This is a genomic window from Pseudarthrobacter albicanus (assembly GCF_018224015.1).
Classification (GTDB): domain Bacteria; phylum Actinomycetota; class Actinomycetes; order Actinomycetales; family Micrococcaceae; genus Arthrobacter; species Arthrobacter albicanus.
This window is the reverse complement of record NZ_JAGPOT010000036.1, coordinates 14,941-34,988: the sequence shown is the minus strand read 5'-3', so window position 1 is coordinate 34,988 and position 20,048 is coordinate 14,941. Positions and strand designations below refer to the sequence as shown.

At 60.5% G+C, this 20,048-nt stretch carries 17 protein-coding genes; 8 read left to right on the top strand and 9 right to left on the bottom strand.

Going from position 1 to position 20,048, the window contains the following annotated elements; genetic code table 11:
* Positions 1-122: 122 nt before the first annotated feature.
* From J9611_RS09985 to J9611_RS09965, 5 genes are all read right to left on the bottom strand, one after another.
* The gene (locus tag J9611_RS09985) at positions 123-2,417 is read right to left on the bottom strand and encodes a glycosyltransferase (protein ID WP_211879769.1); all 2,295 of its coding nucleotides are present in this window, start codon (positions 2,415-2,417) and stop codon (positions 123-125) included.
* Positions 2,414-3,490 carry a glycosyltransferase family protein gene (locus J9611_RS09980; protein WP_211879768.1) on the bottom strand — a complete coding sequence of 359 codons (1,077 nt, stop codon included), beginning with the start codon at positions 3,488-3,490 and terminating at the stop codon, positions 2,414-2,416. The genes J9611_RS09985 and J9611_RS09980 overlap by 4 nt, the downstream gene beginning before the upstream one ends.
* 13 nt (positions 3,491-3,503) lie before the next feature.
* A complete protein-coding gene (locus tag J9611_RS21830; protein WP_246527625.1) occupies positions 3,504-3,881 on the bottom strand; it encodes a DapH/DapD/GlmU-related protein in 378 nt (125 codons plus the stop codon).
* A 248-nt stretch (positions 3,882-4,129) separates the two neighbouring features.
* A complete protein-coding gene (locus tag J9611_RS09970; RefSeq protein ID WP_211879766.1) occupies positions 4,130-5,155 on the bottom strand; it encodes a glycosyltransferase in 1,026 nt (341 codons plus the stop codon).
* Positions 5,156-5,267: 112 nt separating this feature from the next.
* Entirely contained in the window at positions 5,268-6,146 is an 879-nt protein-coding gene (locus J9611_RS09965; protein ID WP_211879765.1) for a glycosyltransferase family 2 protein, read from the bottom strand.
* 576 nt (positions 6,147-6,722) lie between these two features.
* Here J9611_RS09965 and J9611_RS09960 point away from each other — a divergent pair.
* The 8 genes from J9611_RS09960 (at position 6,723) to J9611_RS09925 (ending at position 16,447) form a co-directional block, all read left to right on the top strand.
* Positions 6,723-8,030 (top strand): glycosyltransferase, encoded by a 1,308-nt coding sequence (locus J9611_RS09960; RefSeq protein WP_246527622.1) that lies wholly within the window; start codon positions 6,723-6,725, stop codon positions 8,028-8,030.
* 46 nt (positions 8,031-8,076) lie between these two features.
* Positions 8,077-9,105 (top strand): GDP-mannose 4,6-dehydratase, encoded by a 1,029-nt coding sequence (gmd, locus tag J9611_RS09955; RefSeq protein ID WP_211879763.1) that lies wholly within the window; start codon positions 8,077-8,079, stop codon positions 9,103-9,105.
* Positions 9,105-10,079: a GDP-L-fucose synthase family protein gene (locus J9611_RS09950; RefSeq protein WP_211879762.1), complete on the top strand. Its 975-nt coding sequence runs from the start codon at positions 9,105-9,107 to the stop codon at positions 10,077-10,079. Before gmd ends, J9611_RS09950 begins: the two co-directional genes overlap by 1 nt.
* The gene (locus J9611_RS09945) at positions 9,995-11,563 is read left to right on the top strand and encodes a sugar transferase (RefSeq protein ID WP_504741949.1); all 1,569 of its coding nucleotides are present in this window, start codon (positions 9,995-9,997) and stop codon (positions 11,561-11,563) included. Before J9611_RS09950 ends, J9611_RS09945 begins: the two co-directional genes overlap by 85 nt.
* Positions 11,564-11,608: 45 nt before the next feature.
* Positions 11,609-12,922, top strand: a complete 1,314-nt coding sequence (locus J9611_RS09940; RefSeq protein WP_211879761.1) for a UDP-glucose dehydrogenase family protein — start codon at positions 11,609-11,611, stop codon at positions 12,920-12,922.
* Between the two features lie 153 nt (positions 12,923-13,075).
* Positions 13,076-14,812 carry a DUF4012 domain-containing protein gene (locus tag J9611_RS09935; RefSeq protein WP_307857069.1) on the top strand — a complete coding sequence of 579 codons (1,737 nt, stop codon included), beginning with the start codon at positions 13,076-13,078 and terminating at the stop codon, positions 14,810-14,812.
* A gap of 163 nt (positions 14,813-14,975) precedes the next feature.
* Positions 14,976-15,890: an LPXTG cell wall anchor domain-containing protein gene (locus J9611_RS09930; RefSeq protein ID WP_211879760.1), complete on the top strand. Its 915-nt coding sequence runs from the start codon at positions 14,976-14,978 to the stop codon at positions 15,888-15,890.
* Between the two features lie 107 nt (positions 15,891-15,997).
* Positions 15,998-16,447 (top strand): VanZ family protein, encoded by a 450-nt coding sequence (locus tag J9611_RS09925; protein WP_246527621.1) that lies wholly within the window; start codon positions 15,998-16,000, stop codon positions 16,445-16,447.
* A 34-nt stretch (positions 16,448-16,481) separates the two neighbouring features.
* On the opposite strand, the gene galU is transcribed toward J9611_RS09925, so the two are convergent.
* The 4 genes from galU to paaD form a co-directional block, all read right to left on the bottom strand.
* Positions 16,482-17,375, bottom strand: coding sequence for a UTP--glucose-1-phosphate uridylyltransferase GalU (gene galU / locus J9611_RS09920; protein WP_211879759.1), 894 nt, complete (start codon positions 17,373-17,375; stop codon positions 16,482-16,484).
* A gap of 51 nt (positions 17,376-17,426) precedes the next feature.
* Entirely contained in the window at positions 17,427-18,206 is a 780-nt protein-coding gene (locus J9611_RS09915; protein WP_211879758.1) for an enoyl-CoA hydratase/isomerase family protein, read from the bottom strand.
* Between the two features lie 67 nt (positions 18,207-18,273).
* Entirely contained in the window at positions 18,274-19,494 is a 1,221-nt protein-coding gene (gene paaE / locus J9611_RS09910; protein ID WP_211879757.1) for a 1,2-phenylacetyl-CoA epoxidase subunit PaaE, read from the bottom strand.
* 15 nt (positions 19,495-19,509) lie between these two features.
* Positions 19,510-20,046 carry a 1,2-phenylacetyl-CoA epoxidase subunit PaaD gene (paaD, locus tag J9611_RS09905; RefSeq protein WP_211879755.1) on the bottom strand — a complete coding sequence of 179 codons (537 nt, stop codon included), beginning with the start codon at positions 20,044-20,046 and terminating at the stop codon, positions 19,510-19,512.
* Between the last annotated feature and the right edge of the window lie 2 nt (positions 20,047-20,048).

The following is a 20,048-nucleotide window of genomic DNA, read 5'->3' as shown; positions in this document are numbered from 1 at the left end:
AAATCAGCACAAATCTATTTTCTCACAGAGCGGATCAGATTAACAGCCCTCCAGCCATCAAAAACACCGGAAACTCAACGAACCCGAAAACCCATCACCCCACCATGACCGGAGCCCTGGTGCTAGTGTCGCAGCACCTCATGAATTAGCTTTACGTATTCGTCGGCGCAGTTTTTGATGGAAAACATTTCTTTTACTCCGATTGCAGCCGAAATGGCTTGGTTCGACAAGTCCGACCATCGGTCTCCAAGCTCGTTAATCGAGCGAAGTGCCGATTCCGCATTTCCTTTTTCGAATGGCAACGCGACAATATTCGACGGGAGGGTCGCCGCTACCGCGGTGGAACACAAAATCGGAAGGCCAGCAGCAGCCGCCTCGAGTATGCCGATGCTGTGCGCCTCCCTATCTGCCGGGTGGAACAAGGCGTCGGACATCTCAAGCACCGTTCCCGGATCGTCAGTGGGGCCAGCGAATCTGCCGGCGGATCGGGTGGAACGGAAACTCTCCACCAGCGTCTGGAGTCCGGGCTCGCTCGTTACAGGTCCCCACCAAGTCATTTCCAGAGTTGATCCTTGTTGTGAAAGGCGACTGGCCACCTCCGTCCAAAGAACTGGATTCTTTTGAGTGGCCACTCGAGCTATAGTCGCCATCGACTTTAGATGCTTGGAAGCCTTGGTTCTAGTCCGAATATCGGATCTTATGCCGTTCGGAATGACGACGATTCGTTTTGCCCGCGGGAAGTGTTCGCCATACCTCTCTCTCTGTCCTTGGCTAACCGCGACCACACAGGCGGTTCTAGCGCTCAATAGCCACTCCACGAATCGCATTTTCACACCCTTGAAGTCATCACCGGCGCTGTGGAGGACCGTGACAACAGGCGTGCGAGGCGGAGCCGCGATGCGCGCATAGATGTTTGGTATGGCGCTGTGGGCGAGGATCACGTCGGGGCGGCGCTTTCGGAGTTCTAACGCCAGACGAATAATCCGTTCGAAACGACCACGCGGGGCCGACGTCGTTTCATCCAGATACACGGTAGACGATCTAACTGCAGAATCTTGCCAGCATGTATTCAGGGAAGCCACTAACGCTTCAGCCCCGCCAATGCGGGGGCTAAGCAGGACTTGCACTACCCGAATCTCGCGGGCTCTAGCAGGTTGCCTCGACACTTTCCCCCTCTTCGCGATTCCATGGCGATTAACTGCCACGATAGTGATTAGGCCAACCAGCATCACGAGTTGCGACACTGCGGCAGCCAGTGCGGCGCCTATGGCGCCCATATATGCAGATAGGATGGCAACCAGACCAAGCTGAACGACCACATTGATCATTGCGAGAAACGAAACCGGCTTATCGAGGCCCCTCGCCTGGAGAAATACAAACAGAGGCTGGTTTGCAATCGCAGGAATAGTGCCCAACGCCAGGATCTGGAGAACCGCGGCGGAATCCCCATATGCCCCACCGATCAGTAGCAGCACGAGAATCGGCGATGCGACAGCTATGCACAGGCACGCCAGGATTGCCGCCGCGGGCAACCAGATTGATCGCTTGACATGGTGCCAAGCTTCTACGCCGGTGGTCGCGCGTGCCATGTGCGGTGCAGCAGCCGACGAAAAAGCATTCGCCAACATTCCCATGGGTTGAGTCCAGCGCGCGACCGCGGCGTAAATGCCAGCGGCCGTTGGCCCTCCGAATACCGTCATTATCGGCGTGTCTAGAGATTGCGCGCTGAAAGCCACATTTGCCAATCCATAGTGTCCGGCTGACTTCCATGGGTTGGTCGTAAGGTCCAGTCGTAGCAGGGGCCGAGCACCAGCCGGAGTCAGGAGCCATCCGCTCACTGCGGCCCACAGGGATCCTAGCGTCAAACTAAGCCAGAGACAGTCGATAATGGAAACTCCACCAAGGACCATTGCGCCGAATGCCAATAGAGCTACCAATCGATCAGACAGAATCGAGAAGGACACCAGATCCCCCCGTGCTATTCCTCTCAGACTTACCTGAAAGGACTGATTAAGCAACGAAGAAAAAGCAATCGGCGATGCGATCCAGAGGAAAGTTCCTGGAATGAACCAGAGGCAAATGAGCACCCAAGCTGTAGCCAACATGGCGGCGAAGACGATCTTACTGGCTATCCTACGACCAAGTAGGTCGAGAGACATCCGACCTATGGCCACCTCTCGTGACCAATACGAATTCGTACCAAAATCAAGAAACCCAACTGCAGCCGTGCCGATGCCTATTGAAGCAACGAGCACCCCGAACGACTCGGGACCGGCGCTCCTTGCGGACCAGATATAGAGTAGGGCCACCACGAGCTGCGCGGTCCCGGTCGACGCAGCCAAAGCGATCGCTTGGAATCCAACGCTCTTGCGCCTGGCCCGAGGGGGCCGATATGTTTCATCGATCTGCTGTTTCATATCAATGCCGATGCAAAATCTCGGCTCGATACTCCATCGATCGGAATAGGACGACCAAGAGTACTGGAGCGTGCGAGCATGTACGACACGTCTGCTTCGGTCAGAGGGACCCAGGCAGACATGAGCGGAACAGCTCGACAATCTGATTTAAGAGATCGAGCCCCAGCCGCGGCAATTCGGGTCCCGCTCATCGCGGCCTTTCCCATGATCCCGCTGGAACCTTCGTTGGAGTGGGCAAGGACCACACAATCAAGGGCCGCGATTAGAGAGTCAATTTCCAGTTCGCTGAGGAGTCGGTTTTCAACAATGAAGGACGTCCCGCTCTGGGCCAGCATTTCTTGAATCTCGGGGATCGTTGCTCGAACATCGTCCGACACCTTGCCGGCCAAAACCAGACCGACGTTTTCGCCTTGAAGTCTTGCTATTGCCGCAGCAACAAGCGGCAGATTCTTGCGGGCTGTGATGGCCCCGACGATGCCGAACCAGTAGCGAGTAGAATCTAGATTCCAGGCCTTGGATGCGTCAAGTCTCTCCGCGGCGTCCCCCGCCAGGGTAACGGGATCCAGAGCGACGGGCAACGAAGAATATCCAGCCCACAGCGGACTTTTCAGGATGCAGACGGTCACACCTTGGACTGTGTTTGCCGAACGCAATAAACCGTTCTTTAGAATTCCCTTCAAGCGAGCGACGCCCGGTATTCGCGACGGCTGTGCATGCTCTCGCATCACCAGAACCGTGATGCTTGCCTTTGCCGGCCAAGCTCTTCGTCGCCCGATTTCGATTGCAACCGGATCGCCGTCTGGAACTACAACGTGATCTACATCAAGCCGGTTGGCCAAGATCGCGATTCCCATCGGTGTGAAATCCGAGCTCGCCAGATACTCTGTCTGACTGACAAGATGACTTAGATGAAGATTCCATTCCGGCGACGAATCCGCCTTCGGAGCCGTGGCCACTAAAGCCACTTGACCACGTGCCAGGATTTCTTCGACGATGAGCCGAACATAATACAGGCGGTGACCTGTAGCGTTCGGTTCAACGACCAACACCCGTCGGGCTGGAACCGGGGACATACTGAGTCCTCCTTTAGAGATGACTGTGTGTTGTGTCAGCCAACGTAAGTCGAACAGTGGGATGGGACGCCAGCCTGTCGAGACAACTGGCGTGGGCTGCACGCTGTGACTCAGAATCGAATCGGTCGCCCAAAATACGCGCCGGGTTTCCGCCCACGATTGAATACGCAGGCACGTCTTTTGTCACCACGCTGCCAGCAGCTACGACGGCGCCCTCCCCGATGATGATCCCGCTGAGGACTACGCTCGAGGCACCAATCCACACATCTCGACCTATTTCGATTCGGTCCCTCGCCGACCCCGGTCTCTCTGACGCTCGTGTGGCCAGGGAAATGGGTACGCCGACTTCATCGGTGGCGTGATCGTCTCTGCCGACAATTTGCACACCCATTCCAATCAGTGCAAAGTCCCCAATCTCACCATCGACTTGAATGATTGACCGAGGGCCAATCGATACATTTCGTCCGAGAAGAAGCCCATGAGGTGAGCTGACCACAGAACCTCGTCCAGCGCGAAGCCCTTCGCCATAGGTTACGTTTTCATTGACCGCCAGCTTTCGGTTGACGAATCGCACAAACCGCACAAGGGTTTTTGGCACGCCAGTACTCTTCTTTAAGCTGTCTCGTCCAGTTGATGTCATCAGTCTCGCTCATCCAAGATTGTCGGTACATAATTCTGGGTTCCCGCCAGCGCCGCAACTAGTCCGGCGGCCATGGCTTCGGCTGAATAACGCTCTCTGGTATAAACCGCGAGCCCTTCGTCGGGCAGAGAAGAGCTTCCTCGCCATGCATGTTCAATTGACTCAGCAAGCGATTCCGGAGAATTCGAAGCAAACCAGCGAACTCCTCCAGAGTCGGCTAGCTCTATTTCCGGCGAATGTTGCTCGTCATCAGCCACCAACATGGGAATGCCAAAACCAAGACTCTGCGTCAAGCCAAGACCGGCGAAGCCCGGTGATACGCTGCAGAACGACGTCGAGTAGGCAATGCGGAGGGCTGCTGCACCGTCCACCCACCCATCGAATTTGACTAGATCAGCGATTGCCAGGGCGTCCACTAGTGCCCGCAGTTTCCCTTCTTCTTCGCCACCGCCTATAAGGCGCAGGCGAATTGATTGATTTGTTCGTGCAGCCAGGGCAAAGCCTCGGACTAAAAGATCTACCTTCTTGGCTGGGGCAAATCTGCCGACATAAGTAACTTCAAATCTCTCTGCGGTTTCATGGGGGATTGATTCCATGTCTGACAATTTGTAAAGCGAATTTGGCGCTACCCAGACTGGAGAGCCGGGCAGATTAAGCAGTGCTTTGACCCGATCGGTGTAAGTGTAAGATATTGTTCCGTTCGAAAGCTTTCGCATTGTCAGGCGAAGGAATGCAGTCTTGGATGCAGGGCCAGCCTGTGGAAATATGTGTCCCCATACGAGAGTGCGCTTATGCAAAAGGCGTCTGCCGATAAGCAATAACCACGCAGAGAGACTTCTGGGGTTAAGGTCGACAACGACCGATTTTGCCAGAAGAGGCGACATGCTGGGAGCTACTTGCAAAAACATTCGTCGGCCGAAAAGACGAATCATTGGTACTGACCTATAAAACTTCTCCGGCACTCCAGTCTTTACACTTGGATCGAGATGAGCATCGCTCACGATAATCTCGACATCGTCAGCCATTTGGGCATAGACAATCCCAATGCATTCAGATCTGTATGAAGGCAACACTGCAAGAAAGAGCACATTTCGTGCCCGTCTCTTTGGCTGAGGATGTTGCCCCGGCGCTGCCATGCTACTCAGCACCGGTTTCACCCGACAACTCCAACTCCCTGACCTTCATGCCGATTTGCCAGTAGTAAAATGATAAGGCCAATGCATAATTCAGTCCAGCCTTACCGTCGAGAAACCCTCGGCGAGCCAAGTACGAGTAAACGAAGAAAACCAACGGCTTCGCCGGAAGATTCACGGCCAATTTACCCAGTTTTGACCTGCTATTTCCGGATACTCGCTCGCCACGATGTAGCATGTGCGCTTCCCAGTCGCTGTAGCGATTATGCCTCGCGAAATAGTCGTAAAGACCATCCTCATCCTGGTGACCCATGGGATTCACTCCACGAACCACTTTTCCCGAGCGTGCTTGAGGCTGGTAGTGGCCTTCCACTTCCCACATATTTTTAACGCCAAGGTCGTCCGGACGGGGCCAATAACAACGACTCCTGCGCATGCCGATACGCTTCATGACCCGATGCCCATGCAGCAATTCTCGGCCTTCCCAGAAGTATCTAAGAGGAACCTCGAAAGCCACCGCGCTGGGATCGAGTACAACTCGGCGTATGTCTTCAACTACGTCCGAGTCGAAGAACTCGTCTGCGTCGAGATAGAACACCCAGTCCGTCTCAACGAACTCCAGAGCCCATTCCTTCTTCTTCGGATATTTGCCGTCCCATTCAAATTGAACTATCCTTGCGCCACTATTCGAGGCAATATCCACGGTTCGATCCGAACTGCCAGAATCTACGACGAGAATGTTTCGAAATTCTTCTACGCTCGCTACCGCCCGGGCAATATGTCGTTCTTCGTTCTTCGTCAGAATTATCACCGTTGCGTCAATCGGCGTTGGAATAGACATCGCACACCCCCTCTTTTTTGTGGATAAGATCGATTTGGCCACGAAATCTTCTAGAATCGTTCACCGGATTTGCGCGCGGGAATTCCGGTGTATATGCCGGCAGGGTCCAATATCTGGTTTGGTCCAGCCACCGAGTTGGGACTCAGTATCGCCGACCTTCCGATGGACGTCCCCCCGAGCACTACGGACCGTGCAGTAATCCAGGCGCCGGGCTCGACCATCACAGGTTTCGTAATCAAAGACATGTCACGCCTGTGGGCGTGACTGCCAGTCGTTATGAACGCCTCTTGGGATACTACGGAATCGTGACCGAGCGTGAGCATGTCCTGATTGTGGATCCACACGCCTTCGCCGATCCATGAGCCGTCGCCCACTTGCAACTTCCATGGAAACTTGACTCTCGTTCGCGGCCTAAAGATTACTCCTTCGCCAATCTTGGCGCCGAAAAGACGCAACACAGCGACTCTCAGCTTCGAGCTGACTTGCCACGGGTTAGTGACGAAAATGATCTCAGCGGCCGCCCACAGGTAGACAACCGCCTTAGGTCTTCCCCAAGCTGTCCGCTCGCCCGGTGCAAGGGATAGATCTATTACTTTGCTGGACTGCACGTGTCCCCCGTTGCTGTTCGACTTCCCGGCCCATCAGATCATGACCAGCTTCCTGCCGACTATTCTTGCACCTGTGACTCCACCAAAATTGCGCATAACTATTCTCGGCCTCAACTACTCGCCCGAACCAACAGGCAATGCACCCTACACCGCGAGCCTTGCCGAGGGTCTGGCTGCGGCCGGTCATTCCGTTCGCGTCGTCACGGGATACCCTCACTATCCCGAATGGAAACTCGGGGATGGGTACAGCGGCTGGATGCACCGCGAAACCATCAACGGGGTCGCTGTGAAGCGACTGAGGCACCGTGTTCCGCGCAACCCAACGGCGTTGGCACGGATGCACATGGAGCTGAGCTTCGGGCTGCGTCTAATGTTCGCCCGGTGGGGGAAGCCGGACGTGGTCTTGCTCGTGAGCCCGGCGCTTTTCGCGAGCGGACTTGCCGTGCTGCGAGCGCGTCTTCGCCCCAACAGGCCCGCCGTGGGCATTTGGGTGCAGGACATCTACAGCCGCGGCATCGTTGAGACGGGCGTGGGTGGGGGCAAGCTTGGCCGGATTGTGGGATCCATAGAGTCATGGATCCTTCGTTCCGCTGATGGCGTGATTGCTATTCACGATCGGTTCGAGAGCTACCTGGTGCACTCACTCGGAGTTCCCTCTGGAGACGTGATGGTCATCCGAAATTGGACGCATGTGCCGGCCTCCCCGACCACCGGGCTGGCGGCCATGCGGCGGGAACTCGGATGGTCTCCCGATGACATCGTCGTGCTCCACGCCGGAAACATGGGAAAGAAACAGGGCCTCGAAAACGTTATCAACGCGGCCAGAGTTGCGGACGATCGTGGCAGCAACGTGCGCTTTGTCCTCATGGGAGACGGGAATCAGCGGAAACACTTGGAGCTTTTGGCCGCCGGATGCGAGAGCATCAGCTTCGTTGACCCTCTGCCAGGCGAAGAGTTTCAGCGTGCGCTGGCCGCCGCAAATGTGCTGCTTGTCAATGAACGCCCGGGGGTCAAAGATATGGCCGTTCCGAGTAAATTAACGTCCTATTTCAACGCAGGAGTCCCCGTGATAGCTGCGACAGACGAGGGAAGCGTGACCGCTGCCGAGTTGCTGACTTCCGGCGGAGGGATCCGAGTAGACGCCGCCGACCCAGCCGCCCTAGTCGACGCGGCAGAAGCTCTCGGGCGTGACAGCGCTCTCGCGTCCAGCCTTGGTGCGCGGGGGCTTCGCTTCCGGAATGACACATTGTCCAAAGCCGCTGCCATTGGCCACTATGATGGCTTCATTACGAGTCTGGCATCGACGCGCAACCGATAGGTGGCGCGACTCTTTTTTGCTTCGAAACTATTCTTTTTGGGGACACATGACCAAGCGCGCGCTTATTACTGGGATCACGGGACAGGACGGCTCGTACCTTGCCGAGCTTCTTGTTTCGAAGGGATATGAGGTTCATGGGCTGATCCGGCGGGCCTCGACTTTCAACACGGCACGCGTAGACCACCTCTACGTTGACCCGCACGATCCTAAGGCGAAGCTGTTCCTGCATTATGGCGACCTCAGCGACGGTGCACGGCTGGTGACTCTCCTGGCGGAGATCAAGCCCGATGAGGTCTACAACCTCGCGGCTCAGTCGCACGTACGGGTCTCGTTTGATGAGCCAGAGCACACGGCCGACACCACGGGACTCGGCACAATCAGGCTCTTGGAAGCCGTGCGCATGTCCGGGATTGAAACGAAGTTCTACCAGGCTTCGTCGTCGGAAATGTTCGGCGCCACTCCCCCGCCGCAGAACGAAGACACTCCGTTCTACCCGCGCTCTCCGTATGGGGCCGCGAAGGTCTACAGCTACTGGATCACAAAGAACTACCGCGAGGCCTACGGCCTGTTCGCCGTGAACGGCATCCTGTTCAACCACGAGTCCCCCCGTCGCGGTGAGACCTTTGTCACCCGTAAGATCACCCGCGCAGTCGCTGCGATTAAGGCTGGCAAGCAGGACCTGCTGTACATGGGCAACCTCGACGCGGTGCGGGACTGGGGCTACGCCGCCGAATATGTCGAAGGCATGTGGCGCATGCTGCAGGCCGACGAGCCCGACGACTTTGTCCTGGCGACCGGCGGAAACTACACAGTCCGCGACTTCCTCCAGATCGCTTTTGAGCACGCCGGACTCAATTGGGAAAACCACGTGCGCTTCGATGAGCGCTACCTGCGCCCGACGGAAGTCGACGCACTCGTAGGCGACGCATCCAAGGCCCAGGAGAAACTCGGCTGGAAGGCCTCGGTCCACACCCCGGAGCTCGCCCGGATTATGGTGGACGCCGACATCGAAGCCCTCAAGCACGCCGGAAACCACTGGATCGACACCGTCAATCTCGAAAGCTGGAAGAACTGATGTCGACCGACGTTGATTTCCAGCCCGGCAAACTAGATCGGGACGCAACTTTTTACGTTGCCGGGCACCGCGGCCTGGTCGGTTCAGCCATCTGGCGCAACCTCGAAGCAGCAGGATTCTCAAATCTCGTAGGCCGCTCTTCCTCCGATCTCGACCTGAAAAACCGCGAAGACGTCTTCGCTTTTTTTGCAGCAACCCGGCCGCGTTACGTGGTCCTTGCGGCCGCAAAGGTGGGCGGCATCCTCGCCAACAGCACGTATCCCGTTGACTTCCTCAGCGACAACCTCAGGATCCAGGTCAACGTACTGGACGCGGCTCGCGAATACGGCGTTGAACGGCTGCTGTTCCTCGGCTCATCGTGCATTTACCCCAAGTTCGCCGAGCAGCCGATCCGTGAGGACTCACTGCTGACAGGCCATCTGGAGCCGACCAATGATGCCTACGCCATAGCCAAAATCGCCGGCATCATGCAGGTGCAAGCAGTGCGGCGACAGTATGGCCTGCCGTGGATCTCCGCCATGCCGACGAACCTCTACGGCCCAGGCGACAACTTCTCTCCCGAGGGATCGCATGTCCTCCCCGCCCTGATCCGGCGTTACGACGAGGCCGCCAGAACCGATGCCCCGAGCGTGACGAACTGGGGATCAGGCTCTCCCATGCGGGAGTTCCTGCATGTCGATGACATGGCCGCTGCCTGCCTCCACCTCATGGAGCACTATGACGGGCCATCGCAGGTAAACGTCGGCACCGGCTCCGACGTCACCATCAAGGAGTTGGCCTCCCTGGTGGCCTCGGCGGTCGGCTATGCCGGCAAGATCGAGTGGGACGCTTCAAAGCCGGACGGAACTCCGCGCAAGCTGCTCGACGTCTCCAAGCTGACCGAATCGGGATGGACCGCTGCCATCAGCCTCGAAGAAGGAATCCACGGCACTGTCGACTGGTACCGATCCAATCTGGCGCAGATTCGCAGCTAGGAAGCCGGCACATTTGCAGGGGCCGATACATGAAATTGGGGATTCAGGTGACGTTAGACCGGGGCTGGCGGGCAAGCATATCCCGGAGATTGCGGATAGTCGACGCCTTCGTCGTCACTTGGGCGGTTACGGGTGCCTACATAATTCGCTTCGGCGCCGAACCGGGCTTTCTGGTGGCCGGCCAGGAAACCAGCTACGCCTGGATATCCGCGACGCTTGTGATCACATGGTGGTTCATGCTCGGCGCATGGGACAGCCGAGAAAGCCGCATTCTGGGCGCAGGCCCGGACGAGTACAAACGCGTGGCAGCCGCTTCACTGTGGCTGTTCGGACTGGTGGCAATCTTCTCCTACGTCTTCCGGTTGGACACAGCTCGCGGATACGTTGGCATCGCTTTGCCTGCCGGCCTTCTGGGCCTCCTGGCAGCCCGCTGGCTGTTGCGGCAGCACCTCAACGTCCACCGTCAGAACGGACGGAGCATGTCCCGCCTGATGCTCCTGGGCGGCCCCGGCGCTGTGGCTCACTTGGCTTCGTCCCTGGTGCGTGTGAAACACGCAGGCTACCTCCCGGTGGCTGCTTACACTCCGGGCGTTCACGATGGACCACCGTTTGAAGCAGAATCCGGCCTCCCAATACTCGGCTTCAAACCCGAAACAACGTCGATTTTGGAAGCCATCGAGCGATGCAGCGCGGACGCGGTTGCCATTTCGGCGGGTGTGCAATTGCATCCCCAGATACTCCGCCACCTCGGGTGGGAATTGGCTGCGAGAAACGTGGGCCTGATTATGGCTCCGGCGCTAACCGACATCGCCGGCCCCCGAATCCACACCCAGCAGGTCGCCGGTCTTCCGCTCATCCACGTGACCACTCCGACGCTTGAAGGCGGCCAGCGCGTCGCCAAGCGGCTCTTCGACGTCGTGGTGTCCGGGATCCTTATCATCCTTGCCTCTCCGCTCATGGCACTGACCGCCCTGATCGTCAAAGCAGATAGCCGCGGACCTGTTCTCTTCCGGCAGGAACGGGTGGGCAAGGGAGGCATCCCTTTCGGCATGCTCAAGTTCCGGTCCATGGTGGTGGACGCTGAAGAACGCCTCGCTGACCTCGCTCATAGTAACGAGGGCAGCGGCCTGCTGTTCAAGATGAAAGCCGATCCGCGGGTGACGCGGGCCGGCCGGATCCTGCGTCGGTACAGCGTGGACGAACTCCCGCAGCTGTTCAATATCTTTGGCGGTTCCATGAGTCTCGTGGGGCCGAGGCCGCCGCTGCCAAGGGAGGTTGAAGCCTACGAGCACGACGTGCGGCGTCGGCTTCTGGTGAAGCCCGGGCTGACCGGGCTGTGGCAGGTCAGCGGGCGCTCCAATCTGTCCTGGCAGGACTCGGTGCGGCTTGACCTCTACTACGTGGAGAACTGGTCCCTCGCCGGTGACCTTTTGATCATGCTACGGACCGTGCGTGCCGTGTTCCACAGCACCGGCGCCTACTAGCAAAATTCTCAAGAACTTTTAGCGCCCTCCGGGGGAAGGAACATCATGCGTATTTCAGTGATCGGCTGCGGCTACCTGGGTGCCGTCCACGCGGCCTGCATGGCAAAACTAGGCCATGAAGTGGTGGGCATCGACGTGGATGAACGGAAAATCGCCGAGCTCTCCGCGGCGCGGGCCCCCTTCTTCGAGCCCGGTCTGGAAGCACTCCTTGACGAAGTCCAGCTGACCGGGCGTCTTTCCTTCACCACGGACATGGCCGCGGCTGCGGGCAGCGACGTCCACTTTATCTGTGTGGGTACACCGCAGAAGAAGGGCGAAAACCGCGCCGACATGACGTATGTCAACGCCGCCACACATGACCTGTTGCCTCACCTCGCTCCTGGAAACATCGTTGTGGGCAAGTCGACCGTTCCTGTCGGAACGGCGTCGCGGCTGGCTGGACTGGTCACCGAACAGGAGCCGACTGCTCACCTTGTCTGGAATCCGGAGTTTCTCCGCGAAGGCCACGCCGTTGCCGACACCCTGAGCCCGGACCGCTTCGTCTACGGCGTTGCTGACGGCTCCGAGGATCACCCCGCGGTTGCCGTCCTGGATGAAGTCTATGCAGGCTCGCTGGCCGGCGGTACGCCGCGCCTGGTGACCGACCACCCGACGGCCGAGCTCGTCAAAGCGGCCGCGAATTCATTCCTGGCGACGAAGATTTCCTTTATTAACTCCATGGCGGAGGTCTGCGAGGCTGCGGGCGCGGACGTCACCAGGCTCGCTGACGCAATAGGCATGGATGACCGCATTGGCCGGAAGTTCCTTAACGCGGGCATCGGGTTCGGTGGAGGGTGCCTGCCCAAGGACATCCGCGCATTCATGGCCCGTGCCGGCGAACTCGGGGCCGATCAGGCGCTGACGTTCTTGCGGGAGGTGGATGCCATCAATATGCGGCGCCGCTCCCGCGTAGTCGAACTCACACGGGAGCTCTGCGGCGGCATGCTGCTCGGTCAGAGGATCACCGTGCTTGGGGCTGCCTTCAAGCCGGAGAGCGACGACGTCCGCGACTCCCCTGCCCTCAGCATCGCCGCCCAGCTCCAGCTCCAGGGGGCCGTGGTCACCGTGACGGATCCCAAGGCCTTAGCCAACGCTGCCAAGCGATTTCCGGAACTTCAGTATGTTGCTGATCTGGACCAAGCCGTTGCAAATGCCGATGCAGTGCTGCTTCTCACCGAATGGCAGCAGTATCGCGACCTCGACCCCTACGAAGTAGCCGAAATGGTGGGCTCACTCCGCATTCTGGATGGTCGCAATGTGCTGGATGCCGCGAAATGGCGCGCCGCGGGATGGACCTACCGTGGGCTGGGCCGTCCGTAGACGATGACTGAAATTGACGAGGCCCTAGAGACCGAAGACAGAAGCCACTCCAGGTCTGGCGACACGCGAGCCAAGGACCGGCGCGGGCGACGCCGTCGGTGGGTAATCGCTTCTTCGTGGCTGACCGCTATGGCGGTCCTAGCCATTGCTACGGTGGCGTGGCTCGGCTCGCGAGCCACGCTCATCAAGAACGAACTGGAAGCCACCACGCAGCTCATCCCGGTTCTCAAAGAGAATATTGCCGGCGACAAGCCGCAGGAAGCCAGTGCAACTGCGGATCAGCTTCGCACCCACACAGCTGCAGCCCGCGAAGCGGCAGACGATCCGCTGTGGACGCTGGCGTCAGCGGTGCCGGGCATCGGCGCGAACTTCAGTGCCGTGGCGGAAGTGGCACGCTCGGCCGACGATGTTTCTGCATTGGGCGTCGTGCCGCTGGTGAAGGTATTCGATTCCCTTTACTGGGACAGCCTGATGCCGAGTAGCGCAGGAACAGACTTGGGCCCGCTTCAAAAGGCCGCCCCAAGCGTTTCCGCCGCCGCCCACGCTGTGCGCGTCTCCGCCGACCGGCTGGACAGCATCGATGCGAATGGCCTGTTGCCCCAAGTCGCGGAACCGCTAACTCAAGCCCGTGCCCAGTTACGGGCCGTGACCGGAGCGCTGGACGCCGCGGCCAACGCATCCCAGCTAGCCCCTGCCATGTTGGGGGCCGAGGGCCCGCGCAACTACCTTCTCATGATCCAGAACAATGCCGAGGCTCGCGCGTCGGGCGGCATCCCCGGGGCATTGGCAGTGCTCACTTTCGACAAGGGCAAACTCACCTTGGGCACGCAAAGCAGCGCCAGTGAGCTTGGATTGTTTTCGCCGGCGCTGCCCGTCGACGCGGAACAGCAGCAGATTTACTCGGCACGCCTGGGCGAGTACATGCACGACGTAAACTTCACCCCTGACTTTCCCACTGCAGCCAGTACTGCCCAAGCCATGTGGGAAAAGAAGACCGGACAACGCGTGGACGGTGTGATTTCCATGGACCCGGTGGCGCTGGGCTATGTCCTGGACGCCACCGGGCCGGTCAAGATCACCGCCCCAGAGCTGGTTGCTCTGACTCAAAACGGCTTGCCAACCGAACTTAGCGGCAAGAATGTTGTGCAGACCCTGCTCTCCGATGTCTACGCGAAGATCGCACAGCCCGAGCTGCAGGACGCCTATTTCGCTGGAGTGGCACAGGAAACCTTCAAAGCGCTGTCCGCAGGAAAGGGCGAAGCCAAGGGCCTGATCAGTGGCATCACGCGCGGAACGTCGGAAGGCCGGGTCCTTCTATGGTCGGGAGATGCCCAAGAACAGGCGGTAATCGCGAAATACCCCCTCAGCGGATCCATCGCCGGACCCAGCGTCTCCCCGGCCCAGTTCGGCGTCTACTTCAACGACGGCACCGGCGCCAAGATGGATTACTACGTCAAGCGGACCGTACAGCTCGTGCAGGAGTGCACCGGGGACGAGTACGGGGAGGTCAAAGTGCGCATCACCAGCACCAACACGGCCCCCGCAGACGCCGCAACATCACTCCCCGCGTACGTCACCGGCGGCGGCTCCTTCGGTGTTCCCGCCGGCACTGTGCAGACTAACGTCATTGCCTATGGCCCCGTCCAGGCAAACGTGGAAACCGCGATGGTTGACGGCCAGAAGACCGACTTTGCAGCACATGGACACAGCAACAGACCGGTCGGATCGCTGACGGTCTCGTTGGCCCCGGGTCAGAGCAGCACGGTGGAGTTCAGTTTCGGCAAGATTGTCCAGCACACGGAACCGACAGTGGTTGTCACACCCAGCGTCCAGCCTGTCAAGGATGTGATTTTGGACACAAAAACTGCGAGCTGTGTTTCGGGCAGGTAGACGCCACATAAACAGTAAGTAAAGCGTCTTGATTCACTTTGGTAACAGGCGTCATGGGATGCTACCTTCTACTTGGGCATCAAATGAGATTTCACCCTCTGTCCGCTCGAGGACCGGAAATCTCCACCGCAGGACACACGAATTTTTGGTCTCAGGGGGACAAATGAAGAAAACACTTGCAGTAATAGCGCTTGCCGGATCACTTGGTCTCATGGGTGCCGTCCCGGCCATGGCAGCAGACGGGTACCCGGCGCCCAAGCCCAGCGGTACGGTTTCCGACGGCACAGTTGGCCGGGATCAGTCGTTCACCTTCTCGGGCCAGGGTTTCGGGCCGTCCGAACAGGTCACAATCACTGTTTATCAAGGCAGGGGAAATGGCAACGGCGCAGGCGCGCTGCAAACTTACCAAGTAACGGCTGACGCCAACGGTGCCTTCACATACTCCCTGAAAATCGGCAAGCCTGGCGCTTACACGGTGAAGGCTACCGGAGCGTCCGGCCAGACCGCTTCCGCATTCGTCAATGTCAAGGGACCAGCGGCTGCACAAGGCACCGTTTCTAACGGAACTGTCGCCCCCGGCAAAACCTTCGTATTCTCCTCCGTTGACGGAGGTTTCACGCCTGGCGAAACCATCCAGGTCACCGCGACCCTGACCGGTACGCCGCAGGCAATCGGAGGCAGCTTCTCCGGCGGGGCAAGCATGGCGGTGCCGGCTAAGATCATCCTGCCGCTGGCCCCGCTTACCTTCACCACCACCGCCGATGCCAGCGGCAACTTCGCCATCCCGCTTGACCTCCCGGCGGAGGGAACCTACATCCTGACGGCAGAGGGGCTCACCTCCGGCAAGACCGTCACGTCCAGTGTCACGGTGGACGCTGCAGCTGCCGGATCGGGCACAGGCCTGGCCAACACCGGCGGCACCGCAGGCGGCACGGCCACCTCGGGCACCGGCCTCGCCAACACCGGCGCGGACACCAGCCTGGTCCTCTGGTCCCTGGTGGGCGCAGGCGCACTGGCTGCCGGTGTAACCTCCGTAGTGGTGGTCCGCCGCCGCGCCAAGGCTGACACCTCCGCGTAAGCGCCTACAAGCACCAACGAGGGTGGGCAGTTCCCGGGGAAACCTGAGAACTGCCCGCCCTTGTCTTATCTCCCCATAAATCCCGGAAATCCCGACCCTAGGCCACCTTGAAGCTACTGGAAAAGCCACTGTTATGGCGCGCAGTCCTCGCGGTAATGATGGCCGCGCTGGCTCTGGTCGGCTTCTGGCCGAGCCCTGTCGACGCGCCAGCCCAGGGAACAATTGCCAGCGTGCTGGCCTTCCTGCACGCCCACGGAATCCCCGGTTGGATCAATTACTCGTTGGTGGAAAAAGCCGCGAACGTGGCGCTGTTTATCCCTTTCGGCATCGCAGCCTCCTTGGCCTACCCGGACAAACGGTGGTGGCAGAATGCCGCACTCGGAGTGGCTGTGTCCGGCTGTATGGAGTTGGGCCAACTGCTGTTTCTTCACAACCGGTTTTCAAGTTGGATTGATGTTGTCACAAACTCGGGGGGCTCTGTAATAGGGGCCCTACTGGCGATGGCAGCCGTCCGCACGCACCAACAAAAACAGGCCCAACGCTTCAATCAGCGTTGAGCCTGTCCAAAAACTAGTTTCTGAGCCCTACGGCCTAGTTGTTCACGAAGCCCTTCAGCCAGGTCTTGAGCTCCTCGCCGAACTCCACCCGCTCCGAGGCCAGGGTGATGACGGCCTTCAGATAGCTCAGCTTGTCCCCGGTGTCATAGCGGCGGCCCTTGAAGACCACCCCGTAGACGCCGGATCCTTCGCCGTCAGCCGCTGCCAGGGTCTGCAGGGCGTCGGTCAGCTGGATTTCCCCGCCGCGGCCCGGCTCGGTTTTCTCCAAAACGTCGAAGACTGACGGGTGCAGCACGTACCGGCCGATGATGGCCAGGTTTGACGGAGCCTCCGCAGCGGAGGGCTTCTCCACCAGGCTGTTGACCCGGACGTAGTCCTCGCCGTCGATGGCGGTGATGTCCGCGCAGCCGTAGGCGCTGATCTGGGACGGGTCCACCTCGATCAGGGCCACCACCGAACCGCCGGTCCGCGCGTGGACCTCCATCATGGTGGTCAGGAGCTCGTCGCGCTCGTCAATCAGGTCGTCGCCCAGCAGCACGGCGAACGGCTCGTCGCCCACGTGCTGGCGGGCGCACAGGACCGCGTGCCCGAGGCCCTTCGCCTCGCCCTGCCGGACGTAGTGGAGGGGCCCCAGGTCGGAGGCATACTGTACGGCCTCCAGGCGGGCAGTGTCCCCCTTCAGCTCCAGGGTCCGCTCCAGGGACGGTTCCCGGTCGAAGTGGTCCTCCAGCGCGCGCTTGTTGCGCCCCGTGATCATCAGGAGGTCCGTCAGGCCTGCGTTGACAGCCTCTTCCACCACGTACTGGATGGCCGGCTGGTCGACAACCGGCAGCATCTCCTTCGGCATCGCCTTGGTGGCGGGCAGGAATCGAGTTCCCAATCCGGCAGCAGGAATGACGGCTTTAATTACTGGTTTCCCCAAAGTCATACACGAACCTTACAAGTTGGCGGTCAAAAACAGAATTTCAGTGCCGTGCTGTTACCCCTTGAAGACCGGCATGCGCTTCTCCTGGAAGGCACGGAAACCCTCGCTGTAGTCCTCGGTCCTGCAGAGGCGGGCCTGCTCGGCGTTCTCCTCTTCCATGGACGCCCAGAGGCCCAGGCGCTGGTCCCGGACGTGCGCCACGAGTTCCTTGCTGGCGTTGAACGCACTGGTGGCACCGGTGGCGGCCCTCGCCACGATGGCACGGGTGGTCTCCAGCAGCTCGGCGGCGGGCATGGCCCTGCTGAACATCCCCTGCGCCACGGCGTCGGCGCCGCTCATGAGCTCGGCGGTGTAGATCAGGTCCAGGGTACGGTGCATGCCCAGGCGCTCGGTGAAGTACCAGTGCCCGCCGGAATCCAGGGTGGCGCCGAGGTTGGCGAACGGCGAGCCGAACTTGGCGTTCTCCGCCACGTACACCACGTCCGTGGCCAGCAGCAGGCCCAGCCCCACGCCGAGGCAGGCCCCCTGGGCGGCGGCGAAGGTGGGCGCCGGGAAGGCGCTCATCTTCTGCAGGAGCGGCTGCAGCAGCCCGCCCAGGTACCCCTGCACGTCGTCGGCCTCCGGCGTCACGCCGGCAATGTCCCGGCCCGCGCAGAAGGCCCGGCCCTCCCCCCGCAGCAGCAGCGCCCGCACCTCACCGCGCGAGGCGGCGTCAGCGGCGTCGTCGTACGCCTGTGCCAGATCCGCCAGCGCCGGCCCGTCCAGGGAGTTCAGCTTGTGCGGGGCGTCCAGGACGATCTCGGCGATGCCGCCGGCGATGGAGAGGGAAATCATGGGGCTCCTTGGGGTGTGGGGGCGGATCTCGACGGTTTCGACAGGCTCAACCACCGAGACCACCGGGTCAGACGTCGAAGTCGACGCTGACTTCCGGGGTGGTGGGGTGCGACTGGCAGGTCAGGACGTAGCCCTTGTCCAGCTCGTCCTGTTCCAGCGCGTAGTTCTCGTCCATCGTGACGGCACCGGCCACCACCTTGGCCCGGCAGGTTCCGCAGACGCCGCCGGCGCACGCGAACGGCACGTCGGGGCGGACCCGCAGGGCGGCGTTGAGGATGGATTCGCGGGCGTGGGTGGGGCTGGCGACCTCGCCTTGGAGCCCGTCCAGCTTGAAGGTGATCTTGTACGTTTCCTTGGACTCGTCCGGGACCACCGGCCGGCCGATGTTGCCCTCCGGGCGGTCCGGCTTGCCGGAGGTGAACAGCTCGAAGCGGATGTGTTCGGGCTTGACGCCGCGGGCGGCCAGGGTGTCGCGGCACAGCTGCACGAGCTCGAACGGCCCGCACAGGAACCATTCGTCCACCTGGTCGGCCTGGATCGCGGTGCCCAGCAGGGCCTGGAGCTTCCCGGCGTCGATCCGGCCGCTGAGCAGCGGCGCGATCCGCTGTTCGCGGGACAGCACGTGGTGCAGGGCCAGACGGGACGGGTACTTGTCCTTCAGGTCCGCGAGTTCCTCGAGGAACATCACGTCCATGGCGGCCTTGTTGGCGTACACCAGGTCGAAGCGGGTGTCCGGGTGCGCCGCGAGCAGGGTCCGGGCGATGGCGATCACGGGGGTGATGCCGGAACCGGCCGCGATGGCCACGAAGGAGCCCGGCTCCCCCGCCAAATCCTCCGGATGGTTCATCGAGTTCATCAGGTTCTGCTCTTTGCCGTCCCGGCCGTGCTTGGAGACGAACGCGCCCATGGGGCTCATGACGTCCAGGACGTCGCCGGACTTGAGCTCGGCGTTGGCCCAGGTGGAGAACAGCCCGCCGAGGTCCTTCTTGATCGCGACCCGGATTTCGCTGCTGCCGTCCGCGAAGCTGCGCGGTTCGGCGCAGATGGAGTAGCTGCGGCGGATCTCGTGCGGCTCGCCCTGCTCGTCCGGCAAGGTGGTGCGCAGGGCGACGTACTGGCCCGGGAGGTAGTCGAACTGCCCGCTCAGCCCGGCGGGAACACCGAACTTCACCTCGATCGCGTCATCGGTCAGGCGGCGGACCTCATCGACCGTCAGCGGGTGGAAGGACGCGCGACGGCGGCCGGTCGCCGCGGCCGTTTCGGCGGCAGTCTGGCGGACAACAGTCATGGGAGCACCTGTTCCTTACAAAACTTTGAAGTAGTCGAACGGTTCCTTGCAGTCCTGGCAGACGTACAGCGCCTTGCAGGAGGTGGAACCGAAGCGGGTGAGTTCTTTGGTGTGCAGCGAGGAACACTGCGGGCATTTGACGGCGAGGGACAGCCGGATGGGCCCTGCGTGCCGGGCGGCGCTGGAGTGGCCGCTGGGCGGGGCGATGCCATACTCTTCCAGCTTGGCCCTGCCGGCCTCGCTCATCCAGTCCGTGGTCCACGCCGGGCTCAGCACCAGTTCGACGTGGACGCTCGGGTAGCCTTCGGCCGCGAACGCCGTCTTCAGGTCGTCGCGGATGGCGTCCATGGCCGGGCAGCCGGAGTAGGTGGGCGTGATGGTGACCCGGACGGCCGGCGCCGTCCCGGCGTCGTCCGCTGCTGTAGTGGTGCCCAGCAGCTCGACGTTGCGGAGGATCCCGAGGTCCGCGACCGTGAGGACGGGGATTTCCGGATCGCACACCGTGGCGGCGATGTCCCAGGCCCTCTGCTCGGGTGATTTGGTGACAGCCATGG